The organism is Pandoraea anapnoica (assembly GCF_902459765.1).
GTDB classification, from domain to species: domain Bacteria; phylum Pseudomonadota; class Gammaproteobacteria; order Burkholderiales; family Burkholderiaceae; genus Pandoraea; species Pandoraea anapnoica.
Genome location: NZ_CABPSP010000003.1, coordinates 430,642 through 451,250 on the forward strand (window position 1 = coordinate 430,642; position 20,609 = coordinate 451,250).

A 20,609-nucleotide genomic window follows, 5' to 3' on the forward strand; every position below is an offset into this window, starting at 1 on the left:
GCTCAGCCCGCAGCACGCAACCGGAAAATCTTGCCCGGATTGAGCAGATTGTGCGGATCGAGCGATGTCTTGATCGCGCGCATGACGTCGATGGCGTCTTCGCCATGTTCCGTCACGAGGAAGCCCATCTTGTGCAGGCCGACGCCATGTTCGCCGGTGCAGGTGCCCCCCATGCGGATGGCGCGTTCGACAATGCGCTGATTCAGGCGCTCGGCTTCTTCGATGTCTGCCGGTTTGTCCGGATCGATGAGAATCGCGACGTGGAAATTGCCATCGCCCACGTGGCCCACGATCGGGCACGTCAGGTAGGAGCCTTTCAGGTCGTCTTCCGTCTCGCCGACGCACTCGGCCAGACGTGAGATCGGCACGCAGACGTCCGTCGTCACTGCGCGGCAGCCCGGTTGAAGCTGGAGCATCGCGAAGTAGGCGCTGTGGCGCGCACTCCACAAACGGTTGCGGTCTTCGGTACGCGTGGCCCACTCGAAACCGGTGCCGCCGTTGTCCTTGGCCAGTTCCTCGACCGTCTGCGCCTGTTCCTGCACGCCAGCTTCGCTGCCGTGGAATTCGAAGAACAACGTCTGCGTTTCCGGTAGCTCCAGCTTGGAGTGCTTGTTGATGGCACGCACGGCCAGCGCGTCGACGAATTCGACACGTGCGACCGGCACGCCCAACTGGATCGTCTGGATGGTGCAGTTCACGGCGTCCGTCATGCTCGGGAACGAGCAGATCGCCGCCGAGACGGCTTCGGGCTGCGGATACAGCCGCACCGTGGCTTCGGTGATGATGCCCAACGTGCCTTCGCTGCCCACGAACAGGCGCGTAAGGTCGTAGCCGGCCGACGACTTGCGTGCGCGTGTGCCGGTGTGGATGATGCGGCCGTCGGCGAGCACCACGGTCAGGGCCAGTACGTTCTCGCGCATCGTGCCGTACCGCACGGCGTTGGTGCCCGAGGCACGCGTGGCGCACATGCCGCCGATGCTGGCGTCCGCGCCCGGATCGATCGGGAAGAACAAGCCCGTGTCGCGCAGCGCTTCGTTCAGCGCCTTGCGCGAAATGCCGGGCTGCGTGGTGACGGTCAGGTCCTCGGCGTTGATCGAGACGATCTGGTTCATCTCCGACAGATCGAGCGACAAACCGCCTTCGACCGCGAGCAGATGACCTTCGAGCGACGAACCCGCACCGTAGGGGATGATGGGGACGTTGTGTTTCGCACAAAGTTTGACGATCTGCGAGACCTCTTCCGTGCTGTGCGCGAAGGCGACCGCGTCAGGCAGCATGGGGTCGAACGGAGACTCGTCCCGGCCGTGATGTTCGCGCAGCGCTTCCTTGGTGCTCACGCGCTCGCCCAGTAGGGCTTGCAACTCGGTGAGCAGGGCGTCGGGGAACGGACGCTTGGCGGCGAACGGCAGATGAGGATGATTCACGGCTTTCTCCTTCGGGTCTCCGGGCCGCCATGGCCGGTGGGCGTGGGCGGACACCATATCGGGCGGGGTCTCGGGCGCGCGGTGCACGCCCTGACACCTCATGAGCGGGGATTTTACGCTGTGACGGCGTTTTTCCCCACACTTTGCGTCATATCATACGGACTTGCCGTATCTCAGTGCCATCGGAATTGCCTGAAAAATAGGCAGGGCATGGCAGTGCGGTCAATTTCAATCAAAAAGGCAGGTCGTCCGGTGCCCGGATAGGGGCCGGCGGGCAAGATGTGCCGCAAGGGGTAGGTATCAGAAGATGGGGAATCGTTTGAGCAAGATCGTCACGCGTACCGGCGACGGTGGCAAGACCGGCCTGGGCGACGGCGCACGCGTCGACAAGTTTAGCCTGCGCATCGTCGCCATTGGCGAAATCGATGAGACCAATTCGCACATCGGCGTGCTGCTGTGCGAGGACTTGCCGCAAGATGTGCGGGCCATGCTGCTGGATATTCAGCACGACCTGTTCGATCTCGGTGGCGAGCTGAGCATGCCCCGTCACACATTGCTGACGGACGCACAGGTGGCCAAGCTCGACGAATGGCTGGCGCACTACAACGCCGATCTGCCGCCGCTCAAGGAATTCATTCTGCCGGGCGGCACGCGCGCCGCAGCACTCGCGCACGTGGTGCGCACGGTGTCGCGCCGAGCCGAGCGGGCGATGGTGGCGCTTGGGGCCGACGAGACCGTCGCCCCCGCCCCGCGTCAATACATCAACCGCTTGTCGGACCTGATGTTCGTGCTGGCTCGTGTGCTCAACCGTGCGGGGGGCGGCAGCGACGTGCTCTGGCAGCGTGAGCGCACGACGGGCGAAGCAGAGTAAGAGCGCCGGGCGCCCGCGCCTTCGCCGACACGCGCAGTATGCAAAAAGAGCGACCGATGCTTCATCGGTCGCCCTTCACTTGTTGACGTCTTCGCTGACGGATGTCGATCAGTTGCCAGCGCCGCGTGCCACGCGGCGGGCGCGCACGGCGTCGGCCAGCGTGTCGAGTACCTTCAGGCTGTCTTCCCAGTCGATGCAGGCGTCGGTAATGCTCTGACCGTAGGTCAGTTCCTTGCCCGGCACATGGTCCTGACGGCCAGCCACGAGGTGCGACTCGACCATCACGCCGATGATGCGGTCGTCGCCACCGGCGATCTGGCGGGCGATGTCGTCGCACACCGGGATTTGGTTCTCGTGCTTCTTCTGGCTGTTGGCGTGCGATGCGTCGATCATCACGCGCGCGGCCAGCCCTTGCTTGGCGATGTCGTCGCAGGCGGTCTGCACGCTGGCGGCGTCGTAGTTCGGCGCTTTGCCGCCGCGCAGGATCAGGTGGCAGTCTTCATTGCCTGCGGTCGACACGATGGCCGAGTGGCCGCCCTTCGTCACCGACAGGAAATGGTGCGGTTGCGATGCGGCTTTGATGGCGTCCACGGCGATTTTCACGTTACCGTCGGTGCCGTTCTTGAAGCCGACCGGGCACGACAGACCCGATGCGAGTTCGCGGTGCACCTGCGATTCCGTGGTGCGTGCGCCGATGGCACCCCACGACACGAGATCGGCGATGTACTGCGGGCTGATCATGTCGAGGTATTCCGTGCCGGCGGGCAGACCCATCTCGTTGATCTGGGCGAGCAGTTCGCGCGCCAAACGCAGACCGTCGTTGATCTTGAAGCTGTTGTCCATGTGCGGGTCGTTGATCAGACCCTTCCAGCCCACCGTCGTGCGCGGCTTCTCGAAGTACACGCGCATCACGATTTCCAGCTCGCCCTTCAGACGTTCGCGTTGCTCGACCAGACGCGCCGCGTATTCCAGCGCAGCCTTCGGGTCGTGAATCGAGCACGGGCCGATGATGACGACCAGACGGTCCTCCATGCCGTGCAGCACGCGATGAATGGCGCCACGCGAGCGATGGATGAGGTCCGCGCTCTTTTCAGAGCAGGGGTATTCGCGAATCAGGTGCGCCGGGGGCGTCAGTTCCTTGAGTTCGCGAATACGGACATCATCGGTGTTGTGGGGAGGCATGTTTTTTCTCCTGGGCAGTTCGGACTGCGGTTCGTTTCTCGAGATTCGGGTCAAAAAAAAACCGCCAGACTCGCTGGCGGTTTTTCAGGATTCGTTCGGTGCTTACTGCTGCAACTGTCCCTCTCCATCCGCCAGCGGTGTGAGATACGCAAAAAAGTAAAAGTAAAACTTATTGGCGGTCATGAAGGATGTCTTGGACATTGCTTTGCAGGCGGTTTGCCGTGCACAGAAACAACTTTATACGCCTAATCGAATGACGCTGCAACCGCGTCGGGCCGCTGATCGGTGGGAAAACGCGCGGAAATACCGCATTTTTGTGTCTTGTTTTGCGTCAAAAAATCGTGTTTTTCGAAAAACATGCGAAAACGCCCGGTTTGACCCGGGCGCTTTGCTAAGCTTTACGCATTTTTTGCGGTGCGCAAACTGTGTCGATCAGGCCGTACCGCCGACCGTCATGTTTTCGATGCGCAGCGTCGGCTGGCCCACGCCCACCGGCACGCTCTGGCCTTCCTTGCCGCACACGCCCACCCCTGAGTCCAGCGCCATGTCGTTGCCGATCATCGTCACGTCCTTGAGCGATTCCGGGCCGTTGCCGATGAGCGTCGCGCCCTTGACCGGGTACGTGATCTTGCCGTCCTCGATCATGTACGCCTCGGACATCGAGAACACGAACTTGCCGTTGGTGATGTCGACCTGACCGCCGCCGAAGTTCACGGCGTACAGCCCATGTTTGACCGACTTGATGATTTCCTCGGGGTCCTTGTCGCCACCGAGCATGTACGTGTTGGTCATGCGCGGCATCGGCAGCGCGGCGTACGACTCGCGACGGCCGTTGCCTGTGACCGGCATCTTCATCAGGCGGGCATTCAGGCTGTCCTGCATGTAGCCCTTCAGAATGCCGTCTTCGATGAGCGTGGTGCACTGCGTCGGGTTGCCTTCGTCGTCGATGTTCAGCGAGCCGCGGCGGTTCGACAGCGTGCCGTCGTCGACCACCGTGACGCCCTTGGCCGCCACGCGCTCGCCCAGACGGCCTGAAAACGCCGACGAGCCCTTGCGGTTGAAGTCGCCTTCCAGGCCGTGGCCGATGGCTTCGTGCAGCAGCACCCCGGGCCAGCCCGGGCCGAGCACGACGGTCATCGCACCGGCCGGTGCGGGGCGGGCGTCGAGCTTGACGATGGCGCCGTCCACAGCTTCCTTGACGTACTTTTCGAGCAGGTCGTCGGTGAAGTAGGCGTAGTCGAGACGCGCGCCACCGCCGCTGTTGCCGATTTCGCGACGGCCATTGGATTCGACGATGACGGTGACGGACACGCGCACGAGCGGGCGCACGTCGGCGGCGATCACGCCGTCGCTGCGGGCCACGAGCACGACGTCGTATTCACCGGCCAGACCGGCCATGACCTGCGACACACGCGGATCGCGCGCACGGGCGAGCTTCTCGATGCGTTCGAGCAGCGCGACCTTGCCGTTGGCGTCGAGCGAGGCGAGCGGATCGGACGGCAGGTACAGCCCGTGGCCGGTGGCGCTGGCCAGCTTGCTGCCGACCTTCACGCGCCCGCGTCCGGCCGTGGCGATGCTGCGCGTGGCGGCTGCGGCGTCCTTGAGGGCGATTTCGGAGATGTCATCGGAATAGGCGAAAGCGGTGCGATCGCCCACGATGGCGCGCACGCCCACGCCCTGATCGATCGAGAACGAACCCGATTTGACGATGCCTTCCTCCAGGCTCCACGCCTCGCTGCGGGTGTACTGGAAGTACAGATCGGCGTAATCCACGCGGTGCGTGAAGATGTCGCCGAGCGCGCGTTGAAGGTGGCTTTCGTCAAGGCCGTACGGCGTGAGCAGCAGCTCGCGGGCCGTGGCCAGGTTCTGGATGCCGGTGTCGATGATTTTCATGCGGTGTCAGGCCAAGGAAATGTATTCGGTAGATGAGGGCGAATTCGTCGAAGTCAACATGGCGAAGTCAACGCGGCGCGGGGCGCAGGTGCCGGACATATCGATCAGCCTTGCAGCACGCGGTGACGCCAGGCGGGCAGACTCTGGCGAACGCCGACCAGCCGGGCAGGATCGATCTCGCCCACGACCACGCCAGCGCCTTCCGCTTCGCGCTGGGCGACGATCTCACCCCAAGGGTCGATCAGCATGGAATGCCCCCAGGTGCGCCGCCCGTTCTCGTGGTGCCCGCCCTGCGCGGACGCCAGCACGTAGCATTGGTTCTCGACGGCCCGCGCGCGCAGCAGCAATTCCCAGTGCGCGCGGCCCGTGGTGTAGGTAAAGGCGGCGGGTACGACCATGAGCGTACAGTCGCCCATCGCCCGGTACAACTCGGGAAAACGCAGGTCGTAACACACCGACAGGCCCACGCGCCCGAACGGCGCTTCAAACGTGCGGACGGCGTCGCCGGGACGAATGGTGCGCGCTTCGTCATAGGCTTCCTCACCTTTGACGAAGTTGAACAGGTGGATCTTGTCGTAGCGCGCGGCGGGCGCACCGTCCGGCGTGAAGACCAGCGTCGTGTTGAGCACACGCTCGGGCTCCGGTGCGGCCAGCGGCAGCGTGCCGCCGATGAGCCAGACACCGTAGCGGCGAGCCGTTTCCGCCAGAAAGTCCTGAATCGGACCACTGCCCGGTGTTTCGCGCAGCGCGAGCTTGTCGGTGTCGCGGTGTCCCATGTAGCAGAAATACTCCGGCAGCAGCACCAACTCGGCTCCGGCGTCTGCTGCTTCGGCCACCAGACGGGCGGCTTCACGCAGGTTTCGGTCGACGTCGGGCGCGCTCACCATTTGCGCGGCGGCCACGCGAACGGACGCGCCGGTCGGGGCGGCCTGGGCGGTTGACTTCGTATCGGGACTTGTCATGGATCGCTGATGTCGGGGGCGGTAATGATTTTAGCTGGGTCGTAGCAGGGTTGCTGTCGGTCTTGCCGGGGCTCAGTTGCCGCGCATACCGGCCGGGGCGGCGACGCCCGAGGCGTTGTTGAGCGCTTCCGGCCGGGTTTCCGGGGTTGCATCGATCTTACTCTTATTGCCGGAGGCCTGTCCGATGACCGGATTGTCCCAGGAGCCGGTGACGTGATACGTCGTCGAGAGAGTGCGCGAGAGCTGATCGCCCAGCGCCAGTTGCGCGAAGAACGAGCCGATGCCCAGCGCCGGGTTGATGATCGCCCACGCCAGCGACGCCGATGCCGCGTTGATCTTCGGCAGCACCAGCACGTTCAGGTCCTGCGTCTCGCGGGCGAGGTCGGTGTGGCCGTCGATCTTGATAGTCGCTGCGTTGGCGTTGATCGTCAGATCGCTGGTGTTCGCCACGCCGCCCTGCATCGCGACATTGCCGTTGATGCTGTCGAACGGCAGACCGCTGCCGATCACGCTATTGAAGTCGAAGGTCAGGATCTTGGCGAGCGTCTGGACTGACAGAATACCCAGCAGCTTCGCCAGCCCCGGATCGGCCTTCAGGATCTGTCCGCGCTTGAGTTCGATGGCCACGCGCCCGCCCAGCGTCGGGTAGTCGATGGCGTCGGGGCCGCCGCGCCAGCCGAAGCGACCGGAGACCGTGCCTGAGCCGTCCTTGAGCGTCTTGGGCAGGCCCAGACGGTCGAGCAGACCGCCGGCGTCCTTCACATCGAGATTGAAGTCGAGGACCGTGCGGCGCGGCACGTCGTCGTCGTCCTTGCCTGCTGCGGCCGCCACGGCGGCGCGACGGCGGGACGTGCGCCAGTTGCCCTTCACATCCAGCGTGGCGGCGCTGTTACTCAGCGCCAGCTTGGTGAGCTGCCACACGGGCACACCGTCCTCGATGTCGTTGTGCGCGTTGAGTTGCAGGCGGCCGAGCGACTTGTCGCGCAGCACGAAATCGTTGGCGACGACGTCGATGGCGGGGAATTCGTCACTCGGCTCGTCGAGCACCTGAGTGAGCACGTCGCTGCCATGGTCTTCGCGCGGAATCACGAGTTTCGCGAGACGTGCACGGATCGCGCCCGACGGGTTCTTCTCGTCCGGTGCGTGCCACTCGGCAAAGCCGGAGACGAGTTCCGACGCGAGGCTTACCTGCCAGTCACGGTCATTGCGTTGCGCGCCGACCACCAGTTCGGGCCACTGACGCGATAACAGGCGAACCTGCTTCGCATGCAGGGCCAGACGCGTCGGCAGATACGGTGTGAGCGCACCGAATTCGTCGCGCGCAGCGGCCGCCGTCGTGGCAGGGGCGGGTGGCGTGCCCTGTGTGCCCGGCGTGACTGCAGTGCTGCTGAGCGACGCGATCACGCTGCGCCACGCATCCACGTCGAGCGTATCGAATTGAGCGCTCGCCTGCACGCCTTCACGCGGTGCGGGCACGGGCTGATTAATGCCGATGCCGCCGCGCAGCACTTCCACACGTCCACCATTCGTGGCGCTGCGTTGCTGAACGTAGTTGCCCTGCACGCTGCCCACGGCAAAGTCGAGCGTGTCGGTGCGGCGTCCTCCCGGATTCATCTGCGGACGCATCGTGAAGCGCGCAGGAAGCGACGTCTCGGCGCTCTTGCCCAGCGGCGCGGGCAAGTTCACGGCGAGACCGGCCAGCGTGGACTGCACCGCCAGATCCGTCATGCCCTGGCGCACCGTCACCGTCGCCGTATAAGGCGTGCTTCCCGTCATGCGCTTGGCCAGTTGCGCCAGCGTAGCGTTCTCGCGATTCTCTCGCAGGCCTTGCGCGCTCATCTGACCGTTGACGTTCAGCACGATGGTGCCGTCGTCGCGACTGCCGCCCGACGCGCGCACGTCGCCGCCCAGGAACGTGCCGCGCAGGTTGTCGAGCGAGATGCCGCGCTCGGTGAATGCCAGTTCGCCGTCGACCGCGCCGAACATCGGCAGTCCGTTGATGAGCGTCACATCGTTGCGCAGGAAGCGCGCACGGCCGGTGACTTTCGAGCGGTCGGTGTGATCGAGCGGCATCGACAACTGCATGGCGAGCTGCGTATTGCCGTTCGCGCGCGTCTCGTCGGTGAAGTCGCCGATCCAGTGCCCCACGGGGCTGCTGTTCAGATACTTGACGAAGTCCGCTGCTGGCCCGCGCGCATCGCCCTTGAGCGTGAGGGTGGAGTCGTCCTGCCCGATGTCGTTGATGTCGCCCTGCACCTGCGTGAGCGTTACACCGTACACCGAGCCGCTGTCGATGGCGATGTGAAGGCGGTCGGCATCAAAGCGAAGATTGCCGCGTACCTTCTCGAATGCGGGCCAGAATTCCGTATGACCCGGGCGCAGCGGCGACGGATTGAACGTCACATCCACGAGCGGGATGTCGATGCGGAACTTGCCGCCGCCGCGACCATACGGGAAGTCTTCGAGATCGCCCTGCACCGTGAACGGCGCGTTCTGCACGGTACCGGCCAGCAGCGCGCGTTGCAGATAGTCGCGCACGCCCGCGCCGATGTCGGTGGGCAGGTAGCGCGGCACGGCGTTGGCGTTCGCGCGCACGATATTGCCCTTCAGATCGACGATGCCGTTGCCCTTGCCGCCGTTCTGCCACGTACCGCTCACGTCGCCCGTAAGTTCGGCATTTTGCAGATGCATGGCATCGACACGCACCTGCACGTTTGCCGGAACGTCGCGCTTCGTGGCCGAGTGCGACACGCGCCATGACGTACGCGTCGTGAGCGTATCGAGGTCGAGGCGCGGCTGGTCGAAGCGGCCGGGGAAGTCCAGCGTGGCGTTCTTCGAATTGAGCGTGAGTCTGCCGCGCGACTGATCGGCGTCGATATGACCGCTCAGATTCGCGAAGCCGGGACGTCCTGCATTCGGCGAGTTCGGCCGTGCAGGGGGATGCTGGCTCGGCGCACTGTCGATGCCGAGACTCTCGAAATCGGCGACGACACGGTAGCGGTCGCGCTCGGGCGGAAGTTGCTTGATGCCCGGCAGGTCGCGCCAGTTGTGCGGCCCGTGCGGTTTAGGTGCCTGATAGCTGACGTCGAAACGGGAGAGGCGCCCGCGCGGACGGAAGCTGGCGAGCGTGTCGCGCGTTTGGGCATCGATGGGCAGCGATGGCACGAGCGCCATCGCGGCACCGACGTCGAAGCGCTGACCGGTGATCGCGACTTGCAAGCCCTGATCGTCGCTGGCAGGTACGTATTTGGCGCTCAGATCCGGGACGTCTAGCGTCGGACGTCCGGCCGCCTGCAAGGTGAGTTCACGTGCGCGCAGATTCCAGCCCGCGTCGGCCTGCGCGCCGATACGGGTGACGTCGATACGGCCTTGCGTGGCGTCGAAGGTCAGCGGCGGAAGGTTGTCCGCCAGTTGCACCGACGTATTGGCCCCGGCCGCGCGCAGCGTCGCGCCGGTGACGACGCCATTGTCGAAGTCGACCCAGGCCCGTGCCGCGACACGGCCGCGCGAGTCTTTGCCCGGCAAATCGACGTAACGCGCCAGCTCGGACAGGTCGAGCGTGCCGACCTCGCTATATATCTGGCCGCGCCAGCGTTTGACTTCGCCGGGGCGGGCGAACAGCGGATTGGTGAAGCGCGCACGCACGTCCAGCGGTGCGACGATCCCTTGTGGTGGGTTCGCCTGCATCCCAAAGCGGTGTTCGAAGCCTCGATTGCGCAGCATGGCGTTGACCTGCGTGACGACCACCTCGGGCACGTCGCGGGTGGCGTCGCGCCAGCGCACGGTGCCATTGCGGATCACGACGCGCGCCTGACGCATGATCCAGTCGGCCCCCTGGGTGTCGCTCGTCTTGCCGCCGCCCGTCACAGGCATCCCGGCGACGAGGATGGAGCCGTCGACGCGGCGCTCGATGGTCACATCCGGCTCGTGCAGCGTGAGGTTCGACAGACGCAGGTCGAAATGGATCAGGCTGGTCCAGGAGAGCACGGCGTCAAGGCGGTGCAGCGTGAGGCTCGGCTCCACGGACGGCGGCGCGCCGGGCGGGGCGTAGCTCACCGGCGGGTTGTCCGTGGAAGCGGCGGAGGCGGCGGTAGCGGGCACGGAACTGGCAGATGCGGCTGAAGCAGCCGAGGCTGCCGGGGCGCTGGCGGCCTTGTTCCGATGCAACGGTGCGACCACGCGGGCAATCGTCGATGCCTTGGGCGGGGTGCCTTGCGCCGGGGGCGTGATGCGCACATCTTCCAGCGTCAGGTAGGGGTGCCAGCCGCGCCAGACGGCGTCGATGCGCCCGATCGTGACCGGCAAACCGATGGCGCGCGTGGCCGCCGCCTCGATTTGAGGGCGATAGTCGGACACACGGGGAAGGATGATGTACCGGGTCGCGAGGATGACTGCGCCAAGACCGAAATAGACGATGACGACGAGCGCAAGCAGCCATTCCAGACCCAGTCGCAAGCCACGCGGCAGTGACGAGAACCAGGACCGGGTCGCGGTGGGCGAGGCGGGCGGCTTACGGTCGGTCATGCTGCGCGTCTACGAGGGAATGTGGTAGTTTCTGTGGCAAAGACTGTAACACAAGCCCAAGGCCCTCCGATGGCCCTGACGTAGGAGAAAAAACGTGTGATCCCGCGTTTCATCACGCCCGGGTAAGCATGCGAAAGTCTCTTCATTCTCATTGCAGACCGGAACCTCGCCAGTGAGTTCATCCGAAATTCCTATCGATATTCAGTCCTACTCGCGATATGCCGCGCGCATGCTGGCGTCCCGCCACGCGCTGGCCGAGGCGTTGCCGGCGCTCGCGGAGCACCCCGTCGACGCGCGCTGGCTCGCCCGCCGCTTCGAAGCCATCACCGGCACGCTGCTGACGCCGCCGGACCAGCCGTCCGGCGTTTCCGGCGTGGATGAGGCTGCGCTGGCACGCGCCTTGCGCATCCTGCGCGTCGAAGCGCTGTGCGCCGTCATGCAACGCGATCTCGACGGCCGTGCTGAGTTGTCCGAAGTGACGGAAGCCATGTCGGCGCTCGCCGAGTTCGCCGTGCAGGCGGGCATTGCGGTGCTGTCGCGCGACCTCGAAGCCATTCACGGTGTGCCACGCAACGCGGAAGGGGAGCGTCAGACGCTCGGTGTGGTCGGCATGGGCAAGCTCGGCGGCCGTGAACTGAACGTCTCGTCCGACATCGATCTCATCTTCCTTTATGAAGACGATGGCGACACAACCGCGCCTGACGGTGCCGATGCGGCCGCCGCCGGCCGCCTGCGTCTGCTGTCCAATCATGAATTCTTCACGAAACTCGGCCGCAAGCTGATCGGACTGATTTCGGAACTCACACCGGACGGCTACGTGTTCCGGGTGGACATGCGCCTGCGCCCCAACGGCGATTCCGGTCCGCTGGTGTGCAGTCTGCCGATGCTCGAAGAGTATTTCTACGTGCAGGGCCGCGAGTGGGAGCGCTATGCGTGGATCAAGGGACGCCTCGTGTCCGAAGTCGCGAGCGAGCCCGGCCGCCGGATAGAGCGGCTGCTGACGTCGCTGGTGCAGCCGTTCGTGTTCCGTCGCTACCTCGATTACGGCGTGATCGGCGCGATTCGCGCGTTGCACGAGCAGATTCGCCATGAGGCTGAGCGTCGCGCGCGGGCCAAACCGGCGCGCATCAACGACATCAAGCTCGGACGCGGCGGCATTCGCGAAGTGGAATTCTCGGCGCAGGTCTTCCAGTTGATTCGCGGCGGACAGGAGCCGGAGCTGCGCGTGCGGCCGACGCTCGCGGTGCTGGGCGTGGCCGCGCGGCGTGGGTGGCTGGCGCAGAACGTGGCGGAAGAACTGTCGAATGCGTACGTCTTCCTGCGCAAGCTCGAACACCGCATCCAGTATCTGGACGACGCGCAGACCCATATCCTGCCGTCGCCCGGTGACGACCGCCTCGCGGTGGCGCGCGCCATGGGTTTCCCGGATGAAGCGACGTTCATGACGGTGCTCGACGAGCATCGCGAATTCGTCGCCGGTCAGTTCGACGAGATTTTTGCGGACAAGGCCAACGGCGGCGGCCAGAAGGGCGCAGGATCGGGCACGGGCGACTGCGAATGCCCGCCGGAGTTGTGGAGCGAATGTCTGGCTGACGAAGCGCAGACGGGCGATCTCGGCAATCAGCTCTCGCGTCTGGGCTTCAATGACGCCGAAGGCGCGCTCGACCGGTTGCGCGCCGTGTGGACGTCGTCGCGCTACAAGGCGCTGGGCGAAATCAGCCGACGGCGCTTCGACCAGCTCGTGCAGCGTGCCGTGGAAGGTGCGGCGGGCACGGGCGAGCCGGACGCTGTACTCGGCCGCATGCTCGACCTCCTCTCGACGATTAGCCGTCGCAGTTCGTATCTCGCGCTGCTCACGGAGTATCCACGCGCTCTGGAGCGCGTGGTCAAGGTGCTCGCCGGGTCACGCTGGGCGGCGGGTTATCTGATCAGCCATCCGCAACTGCTCGACGAACTGCTCGACGACGAAGCGCTTGCCGCGCCGTTCGACTGGCCCTCGTTCAAGACACAACTGCTGCTGAGCCTGAACGCGGCGGGTGCGGCGGGCAACGTCGAAGTGCAGATGGACATTCTGCGTCGCGCGCACCATGCCGAAGTCTTCCGTATTCTGCTGCTCGATTTGCAGGGGACGTTGTCGGTGGAGGCCATCGGCGACCGTCTCTCGGAACTGGCGGACATCATCGTCGACGTGACGATCTCGACGGTCTGGCCGCACGTGGCGACGCGTCATCGCGAGGTGCCGCGCTTCTCGGTCATCGCTTACGGCAAGCTGGGCGGCAAGGAACTGGGCTACGCATCGGACCTCGATCTGATCTTCCTTTACGACGATGACGACGACCGCGCGCCGGACGCTTACGCCGCGCTCGCCCGCCGTTTCGTGACGTGGCTGACCACGCATACGGGCGCGGGCATGCTGTTCGATGTCGATCTGCGGCTGCGCCCGAACGGCTTGTCGGGCCTGCTGGTCACGAACATCGAGAGTTTCCGTCAGTACCAGTTCCGCGAGGGCAATGCCAATACGGCGTGGGTCTGGGAGCATCAGGCGCTCACGCGTGCGCGTTTCTGTGCGGGCGACGAGACCATCGGCGCGACGTTCGAGGACATCCGCGCGCAGGTGCTGGCCACGCCGCGTGAGGCGTCGGCGCTGGCGCAGGAGATCGTGGCGATGCGTCGCAAGGTGCTCGAAGGGCATCCGAACGGGACGAAGCTGTTCGATCTGAAGCACGATCGGGGCGGCATGGTGGATATTGAGTTCACCGTGCAGTATCTGGTGCTGCTGCACTCGGGCGCGCATCCGGCGCTGCTGCGTAACGCGGGCAACATCGCCTTGCTGCGCGAGGCGGCGCAACTGGGACTGATCGATGCCAAGCTCGCGGAAGACGCGGCGGCGGCGTATCGGTTGTACCGAAAGCGTCAGCACAAGTTGCGGCTGGACGGCGTGGAGGCGGCGCGCGTGCCGGGCGCGGACGTCGAGGGGGAGCGTGAGGCCGTGATGGCGCTCTGGGATTCGGTGTTCGCAGACGCGGGGCCGGTTTGAAGGTCTGACGCGTGAGCGTCGCTTGAAACGACTCGCTTGAAAAACAACGGGCGGCCGATGATGGGCCGCCCGTTGTTTATTGAGGAATGTCGATGTTGTTGACGACGCTCAGAGCGCCAACATCTCCCGCGCGTGCTTGCGCGTCGTCGCCGTAATCTCCACACCGCCCAGCATCCGCGCGATTTCCTCGACGCGTTCGGTGCGTCCCAGCGGCTCGATCTCGCTCATCGTCGTATCACCGTCGCTGCGTTTGCTCACCCGCAGATGCTGATGGCCGAGGGCGGCGACCTGCGGCAGGTGGGTCACGCACAGCACCTGACGTCCCTGACCCAATTCGCGAAGCAAGCGACCGACCACTTCGGCCACCGCGCCGCCAATCCCGGAATCGACTTCGTCGAAGATCAGCGTCGGCGTGAGACTCGCGCTGCTGGCGATCACCTGCAACGCAAGGCTGATGCGCGCGAGTTCGCCGCCCGAAGCGACTTTGGCGAGCGGACGCGTCGGCACGCCCGGGTGTCCGGCGACGAGAAATTCGACCGTCTCCAGCCCAAACGACTGTGGCTCGGGTGTTGCCGTGAGCGCGACTTCGAAGCGTCCGCCAGGCATCGAGAGGTCCTGCATCGCCCGGGTGACTTCGCGCGAGAGCGAGGCCGCCGCTTTGGCGCGCGCCTTCGACAGGTCCTTCGCCAGTTTGAGAAATTCGGCCTGGGCGGCGTCGGCTGCGGCCTGCATAGCGGCCGTGTCGGCAGATGCCGTCAACTCCTCCAGTTGCGCGCGACGCTCCGCCAGCTCGGCGGGTAATTGCTCGGGCGTCACACGGAATTTGCGCGCCGCCGAATGCAGGGCGTCGAGTCGTTGCTCGACGACCGCCAGACGCTCCGGATCGAGATCGACGCGTTGTGCGTAATGCGTGAGCGAATGGACCGCTTCGCGAAGCTGAATCTCGGCAGGTTCCAGTGCGGCGAGCGTGTCGGCCAGCCCGGCGTCGATCTCCGCGAGTTCGCGGATCTGATGCACGACATGACCGAGCGACGGGACGATCGCGCCGTCGGCTTCCGCGAGCGCGTCGAGCGCGCCTTGCACGCCATTGATGAGACTCGCCGCGTGAGAGAGTCGGCGATGCTCGGCGCTCACGTCGTCCCATTCGCCTTCTTGCGGACCCAGCTTGTCGAGTTCGGACGTCTGCCATTCGAGACGTTCGCGCTCCAGTTGCAGTTCGCGGTCGCGCCCGTGCGCCTCCTCGCAGCGCTTGACGAGACGTTGCCACTCTTTGTGGGCGGCGGCGGTATCGGCGGCGAGGGTGGTCGCGCCTGCGTGCGAGTCGAGCAGGCGGCGTTGCGCGTCGGGCCGCAGCAACTGCTGGTGGGCGTGTTGGCCGTGAATGTCGACGAGCATTTCGCCGAGTTCGCGCATTTGCGTGAGCGTGGCGGGTGTGCCGTTGATGAAGGCGCGCGAGCGACCGCCGGCGTCGAGCACACGGCGCAGCAGCACGCCGCCGTGTTCTTCGAGCGTGAGCGCCTGCGCTTGCAGCCACGCTTCAAGATCGGGGCGCGCTTCGGCATCGGCGGCGAATTCAGCGGTGATGTCGGCGCGCGTTTGCCCGCTGCGCACCATGCTGGTGTCGCCGCGCTCGCCCATCGCGAGCGCCAGCGCATCGATCAGAATCGATTTGCCCGCGCCGGTCTCCCCCGAAAACACGGTGAAGCCGGCGGAGAATTCCAGATCGAGACGATCGACGATCACGAAATCGCGAATCGAGAGACTGCGTAGCATGGGATGTCGGGTGAGGCGTGAAGTCAGTTCTGCGGCGTATCTTCGTCGGAGATATGCTCGTTCCAGTGCAGCTTGCGGCGCAGCGTCGCGTAGTAGTTGTAACCGACCGGGTGCAGAAACGTCACCTGATGCTGGGAGCGGCCGACCAGAATCTGGTCGCCCTGACGCAGTTCGGCAAACGACTGCATATCGAAATTGGCACCGACTTCGCGACCGCCGGTAATCGTGATGACGATGTCGCTCGAATCCGGCAGCACGATCGGACGATTCGACAGCGCGTGCGGTGCGATCGGCACGAGCACCACGCCGCCCAGGCGCGGATGCAGGATCGGGCCGCTCGCCGACAAAGCGTAGGCCGTCGAGCCCGTGGGTGTGGCGACGATCAGGCCGTCGGAGCGCTGCTTGTACATGAAGCGGCCGTCGACGTCGACGCGAAGCTCGACCATCCCCGAAATCCCCGAGCGGTTCACGACCACGTCGTTGAATGCCAGCGTCTCGAAGAGCGTTTGACCGTCACGTTCGATGCGTGCGGCCAGCAGGGTGCGTTGTTCGGCTTCGAAATGCCCTTCGAGCATGGCTGGCACGACCTGACGCATCTCGTCGAGCGGAATGTCGGTGATGAACCCGACGCGGCCGTGGTTCACGCCGATGAGCGGCACCTTCGAGGCGGCCAGCTGACGGCCGACGCCGAGCATCGTGCCGTCGCCGCCGACCACGACGGCCACGTCGGCCTGCGTGCCGATTTCCTGGATGTCGAGGGTGCGGTACGGATCGGCGCCTGCGCCGATGTTATGCGCCGTGTCGCGCTCGAAGACAACATGATGCCCACGCTGGGCGATGCATGCCGCGAGCGTGAGCAATGGTTCGGCGACGCCGTCGGCATGGTACTTCCCGACGAGCGCCACGGTCTTGAAGGGGCTCCCAGTTTTCATGCCGCCATTACACCATAAGTCGATGACAGCAACCATCGCCAACGCACGGCCTGCAACGGTTCCCTTGGCCAGCTAACACGAGTCCGGATTTAGGGGAACCAGGCCCCGCATTTCGCGTTACAATTTTTGCCATGCTAGATCAACGTGCGCAAACGCTTCTCAAAACCCTGATCGAACGGTACATCGCAGATGGCCAGCCGGTCGGCTCGCGCACGCTCTCGCGATTCTCGGGCCTCGACTTGTCGCCCGCGACCATCCGCAACGTGATGTCCGATCTCGAGGCGATGGGTTTCGTGGCCAGCCCGCATACGTCGGCCGGACGCGTACCGACGCCGCGCGCGTATCGTCTGTTCGTCGACACGATGCTCGCCGTGCGCCCGCTCGAAGAGGCGGTCCTCCAGCTTTCGACGCAGGTGCAGACGAGTCTGCAACCGGCGGGCCCGCAACAACTGGTCGCCTCCGCGGCACAGGTGCTCTCGCATCTGTCGCAGTTCGCGGGCGTGGTGCTCACCCCGCGCCGCAGCCAGACCTTCCGTCATATCGAATTCCTGCGTCTGTCCGACAAGCGTGTGCTGCTGATCATCGTCACGCCCGACGGCGACGTGCAGAACCGCATCATCCTGACGGAAAAGGACTATTCCCCGGCGCAACTGGTCGAAGCGGCGAACTACCTGAACGCCAACTTCGGCGGTCACAGCTTCGACGACGTGCGCACTTACTTGCGTGGCGAGCTCGATGCGCTGCGCTCGGACATGAGCGCGCTGATGCAGGCGGCCGTGCAGGCGGGCAGCGACGCCATGGCCGACACCACGCGCGAGAGCGTGCTGATCTCGGGCGAACGCAATCTGCTGGGCGTGGAGGATCTGTCCTCGAACATGGAGCGTTTGCGCAAGCTGTTCGACGTGTTCGAGTCCAAGACTGGCCTGCTGCAACTGCTCGATGTGTCGAGCCGCGCACAAGGGGTGCAGATCTTCATCGGTGGCGAGTCGAGCCTCGTGCCCATCGAGGAGATGACGGTCGTCACGGCCCCGTACGAAGTCGACGGCGAGGTGGTCGGTACGCTCGGCGTGATCGGGCCGACGCGCATGGCGTACGAGCGCGTCATCCCCATCGTCGATATCACCGCCAAGCTGCTCTCCAACGCGCTCAGTCATCACTGAGCGGTGCGCTGGCGCGTCCGCGCATTGGCCCATTCGCCCATTCCCGGTTACAACCCCGTAGCATTCCTTTACACGCTGTCACACACGGCAGGCTTAGGCTTGAAGCGTCACTTGCGGCGAGGTCGTCTGAAGTTGTCGTCGGGCTCTCCGGAGGATTCGGACAGAACTACAAGGTGGCTGATCGCTAACGCCTGCAAGCCGCGTACGGCATGCCCACCGAAAGGGCGCGGAGTGTTTATGAAATCCCTGATTTCCTGGCGGACGACGGTCCGCTCCCTTGGCGTCGGGCTGGCGCTGGGTCTGCTGGGCGCCGTGGGTGCGCCTGCACTGGCGCAGGCGCAGAGCGCCGATCCGCCGGGACGCGTGGCGCGTCTCTCCGAGTTCGACGGCACCGTCACTTACGCCCCAGCAGGCACGAGCGACTGGCGCTATGCAGACCGCAACCGTCCGCTCACGACGGGCGATGCCATCTGGGTCGACCGGAACAGCCGAGCCGAGATGCATGTGGGCGGCACGGCGGTGCGCATGGGCGCGTCGACCAGTCTGACGCTGTCCGCCGTCACCGACCAGAATGTGCAACTGAACGTAACGCAGGGCACCGTCGGTGTGCGCCTGCGCAGCTTCGATCCGAATCAACCTTACGAGATCGATACACCTAATCTGGCGTTCGTCCCGCAACAGGCGGGGGAATATCGTGTGGACGTCGATCCGAACGGTGTCACGACCGTGAGCGTCTCGCGCGGTGCGGGCACGGCGTACGGACAAGGAGCGTCGGTCCCGCTTCAGCAAGGGCAACGGGTCGCGTTCCTCGGCCAGAATCTGACGCAGCAGCAGACTGGCCCGCTCACGGCCGACGCTTTCGATCATTGGATGCGTGAGCGCGACGCACGTGAAGATGCCTCCGTCTCCGCACGCTACGTGCCGCGCGACATGACCGGCTTCGAGAGTCTGGACGACTACGGTTCGTGGCAGGAAACGCCGAGCTACGGCGCGGTGTGGGTGCCGTCCAACATGCCGTCGGGCTGGGCACCTTACCGCACGGGGCATTGGGTCTGGGTCGACCCGTGGGGCTGGACGTGGGTGGACGATGCGCCGTGGGGCTTCGCGCCGTATCACTACGGGCGCTGGGCTTACGTGGATGCCCGCTGGTGCTGGGTGCCGGGGCCGGTGGCCGTGCGTCCGGTGTATGCACCGGCGCTGGTCGGCTGGGTCAGCGGCAGCAGTGGCGCAAACCAATGGGGTGTGTCGTTTGCCGCCGGGGGCGTGGGACTCGCGTGGTTTGCGCTTGGGCCTCATGACCCGTACCGTCCTGCGTATCACGCCAGTTCGTCGTACATCACGAACATCAATCGTTCGACGATCGTTCGTACGACCAATATCACCAACAACATCAACGTCAACAACGTCTATGTGAACCGCAATGTGCGGGGCGCTGTGTCGACGATGCCCGCGCAGGCCTTCGTGCAGGGACGGCCCGTGGGCGCGCCGACGGCGCTGGCTGCACCGCGCGGTGCGCAGACGTGGCGCGTCGGCAATACGCCGGGTGTGGCCCCGGTGCAGCAGAGCGTGTTCGGCAACAGCCGTCCGGCAGCCGGTGCGCCGCCTGCGGGCGTGTTCAACCGGCAGGTGCTGGCCACGCGTGCGCCGGTCGCTCGAGGCATGCCGTCGCGTGAACTGACGAGCAATCTGCACGCTGTGCCCAACGCGGGCGGTGCGCCGCTGGTGTTCGGTCAGAACGGGCAGCAGGTGCGCAATCTTGGCGCGGGCGGTGCGAATGGGACGAATGGTCCGAATGGCCAAGCACGCATCGCGCCCCGAGTGACGGTCGTCAGCACGCATGGGCCGGTCGGTGCACCGATTGGGGCGAACGGTGCGATGCCTGCGCAGCCAGCGCTGGGCGCGACCGGTGCCGCCGGGGCGACGGCAGGCCATGGCGGCTTGCCCGCGACCGGCGCTGTGCCGCCGATGCATGGCGCGCCGGGGGTGCCCGGACAGCCAGGCGTCCCGGGGGCACCGGGTCATGCTGGCGTACCGGGTCAGCCTGGTGTGCCGGGAACGCCCGGTGTTCCGGGTGAACCTGGCAATCCCGGCTATCCTGGACACGGCGTTTATCAGAATCGTCCGGGGCAATCGGCGGTGCAATCCCAACCGGCCGAGCGTCAGCCCGCTCCCTCGGGCGTTCCGCATCCGCCGGGTGTGAACGGTGCTCTTCAGGGGCAGGGGCAGCCGTCGGCACGCGGCGAAGCGCCGCAAGCCGTCCCGCAGCCGGGGCATGACGCCGCGCAGCGTGAGATGCAAATGCGTCGCCAATCACCGCAAGCGCCCGCCGCACAGCCGGAAGCTCGGGGCGGACAAGCGACGCCCGCGCCGCAACGGCAACAACAGCAACCGGAGGCGGCCGAACCGGCCCGACGTCCGCAGCAATGGCAGACGCAGCCGCGCCCGGAGCCGCAGCAATTCCAGCAGCCGCGGCCGCAACCGCAGGTGGAACGGGTGCAGCCGCGTCCCGAACCGCAGCCTCAACAACAGGCGCAACCGCAGCAACGTTCGCAGCCTCAGCCGCAAGTCGAGCGCATGCCGCCGCGCCCGCAGCCGCCAGTGGAGCATGCGCAGCCCGCGCCGCGTCCGCAACCTCAGCAGGAACGTCCTCAGGCGCAGCCGCACCCGCAACCCACGCAGCGTGAGGGCAAACCGGAAGGGGCGCGCGCCCCCGCGCATGAGGACCATCCGAGTGCCGACCATCGGTCGTCTCACGACGACGAGCATCGGCACGGCTGATGGGTAACCTGATTGCCCGCCTGCGCAGATGAGCGTCATCCCCCTCCGTCCGGCTGTGGACTGGCCGACGGAG

General features: G+C 65.6%; 11 protein-coding genes. 4 read left to right on the top strand and 7 right to left on the bottom strand.

Translation table 11 applies throughout. The annotated features are described in order from the left end of the window. Positions 1 to 2: 2 nt before the first annotated feature. Positions 3 to 1,424 (bottom strand): FAD-binding oxidoreductase, encoded by a 1,422-nt coding sequence (locus tag PAN31117_RS07645; RefSeq protein WP_150737637.1) that lies wholly within the window; start codon positions 1,422 to 1,424, stop codon positions 3 to 5. 307 nt (positions 1,425 to 1,731) lie between these two features. Here PAN31117_RS07645 and PAN31117_RS07650 point away from each other — a divergent pair, with 307 nt between their 5' ends. After that, entirely contained in the window at positions 1,732 to 2,295 is a 564-nt protein-coding gene (locus PAN31117_RS07650) for a cob(I)yrinic acid a,c-diamide adenosyltransferase (RefSeq protein ID WP_150737638.1), read from the top strand. Positions 2,296 to 2,403: 108 nt separating this feature from the next. On the opposite strand, the gene aroG is transcribed toward PAN31117_RS07650, so the two are convergent. From aroG to PAN31117_RS07670, 4 genes are all read right to left on the bottom strand, one after another. Then, positions 2,404 to 3,477, bottom strand: coding sequence for a 3-deoxy-7-phosphoheptulonate synthase AroG (gene aroG / locus PAN31117_RS07655; protein ID WP_150737639.1), 1,074 nt, complete (start codon positions 3,475 to 3,477; stop codon positions 2,404 to 2,406). Positions 3,478 to 3,909: 432 nt separating this feature from the next. Continuing rightward, a complete protein-coding gene (tldD, locus tag PAN31117_RS07660; RefSeq protein ID WP_150661735.1) occupies positions 3,910 to 5,370 on the bottom strand; it encodes a metalloprotease TldD in 1,461 nt (486 codons plus the stop codon). A 104-nt stretch (positions 5,371 to 5,474) separates the two neighbouring features. Next, on the bottom strand, positions 5,475 to 6,332 hold the full coding sequence (locus tag PAN31117_RS07665) for a carbon-nitrogen hydrolase family protein (protein ID WP_150737640.1): 858 nt from the start codon (positions 6,330 to 6,332) through the stop codon (positions 5,475 to 5,477). Positions 6,333 to 6,404: 72 nt separating this feature from the next. Beyond that, positions 6,405 to 10,856 carry a YhdP family protein gene (locus tag PAN31117_RS07670; protein ID WP_150737641.1) on the bottom strand — a complete coding sequence of 1,484 codons (4,452 nt, stop codon included), beginning with the start codon at positions 10,854 to 10,856 and terminating at the stop codon, positions 6,405 to 6,407. A 172-nt stretch (positions 10,857 to 11,028) separates the two neighbouring features. On the opposite strand from PAN31117_RS07670, the gene glnE reads away from it, so the two are divergent. Continuing rightward, the gene (gene glnE, locus PAN31117_RS07675) at positions 11,029 to 13,893 is read left to right on the top strand and encodes a bifunctional [glutamate--ammonia ligase]-adenylyl-L-tyrosine phosphorylase/[glutamate--ammonia-ligase] adenylyltransferase (RefSeq protein WP_150737642.1); all 2,865 of its coding nucleotides are present in this window, start codon (positions 11,029 to 11,031) and stop codon (positions 13,891 to 13,893) included. Between the two features lie 108 nt (positions 13,894 to 14,001). Here glnE and recN read toward each other — a convergent pair whose 3' ends face one another. Both recN and PAN31117_RS07685 read right to left on the bottom strand, forming a co-directional pair. Next, the gene (gene recN, locus PAN31117_RS07680) at positions 14,002 to 15,666 is read right to left on the bottom strand and encodes a DNA repair protein RecN (RefSeq protein ID WP_150737643.1); all 1,665 of its coding nucleotides are present in this window, start codon (positions 15,664 to 15,666) and stop codon (positions 14,002 to 14,004) included. A gap of 23 nt (positions 15,667 to 15,689) precedes the next feature. Next, entirely contained in the window at positions 15,690 to 16,634 is a 945-nt protein-coding gene (locus tag PAN31117_RS07685; RefSeq protein WP_052652600.1) for an NAD kinase, read from the bottom strand. Positions 16,635 to 16,729: 95 nt separating this feature from the next. Here PAN31117_RS07685 and hrcA point away from each other — a divergent pair, with 95 nt between their 5' ends. Both hrcA and PAN31117_RS07695 read left to right on the top strand, forming a co-directional pair. Further along, complete coding sequence (gene hrcA, locus PAN31117_RS07690; protein WP_150664420.1) at positions 16,730 to 17,758, top strand: heat-inducible transcriptional repressor HrcA; 1,029 nt, start codon at positions 16,730 to 16,732, stop codon at positions 17,756 to 17,758. A gap of 237 nt (positions 17,759 to 17,995) precedes the next feature. Next, positions 17,996 to 20,536: a collagen-like protein gene (locus tag PAN31117_RS07695; RefSeq protein ID WP_150737644.1), complete on the top strand. Its 2,541-nt coding sequence runs from the start codon at positions 17,996 to 17,998 to the stop codon at positions 20,534 to 20,536. Positions 20,537 to 20,609: the final 73 nt, after the last annotated feature.

What these genes read in the sequence shown, in the direction of transcription:
- PAN31117_RS07685 (WP_052652600.1), bottom strand. Translation starts at nt 16,634, where the DNA reads ATGGTTGCTGTCATCGACTTATGGTGTAATGGCGGCATGAAAACTGGG.
- tldD (WP_150661735.1), bottom strand. Translation starts at nt 5,370, where the DNA reads ATGAAAATCATCGACACCGGCATCCAGAACCTGGCCACGGCCCGCGAG.
- PAN31117_RS07695 (WP_150737644.1), top strand. Translation starts at nt 17,996, where the DNA reads ATGAAATCCCTGATTTCCTGGCGGACGACGGTCCGCTCCCTTGGCGTC.
- PAN31117_RS07650 (WP_150737638.1), top strand. Translation starts at nt 1,732, where the DNA reads ATGGGGAATCGTTTGAGCAAGATCGTCACGCGTACCGGCGACGGTGGC.
- recN (WP_150737643.1), bottom strand. Translation starts at nt 15,666, where the DNA reads ATGCTACGCAGTCTCTCGATTCGCGATTTCGTGATCGTCGATCGTCTC.
- PAN31117_RS07665 (WP_150737640.1), bottom strand. Translation starts at nt 6,332, where the DNA reads ATGACAAGTCCCGATACGAAGTCAACCGCCCAGGCCGCCCCGACCGGC.
- PAN31117_RS07670 (WP_150737641.1), bottom strand. Translation starts at nt 10,856, where the DNA reads ATGACCGACCGTAAGCCGCCCGCCTCGCCCACCGCGACCCGGTCCTGG.
- hrcA (WP_150664420.1), top strand. Translation starts at nt 16,730, where the DNA reads ATGCTAGATCAACGTGCGCAAACGCTTCTCAAAACCCTGATCGAACGG.
- aroG (WP_150737639.1), bottom strand. Translation starts at nt 3,477, where the DNA reads ATGCCTCCCCACAACACCGATGATGTCCGTATTCGCGAACTCAAGGAA.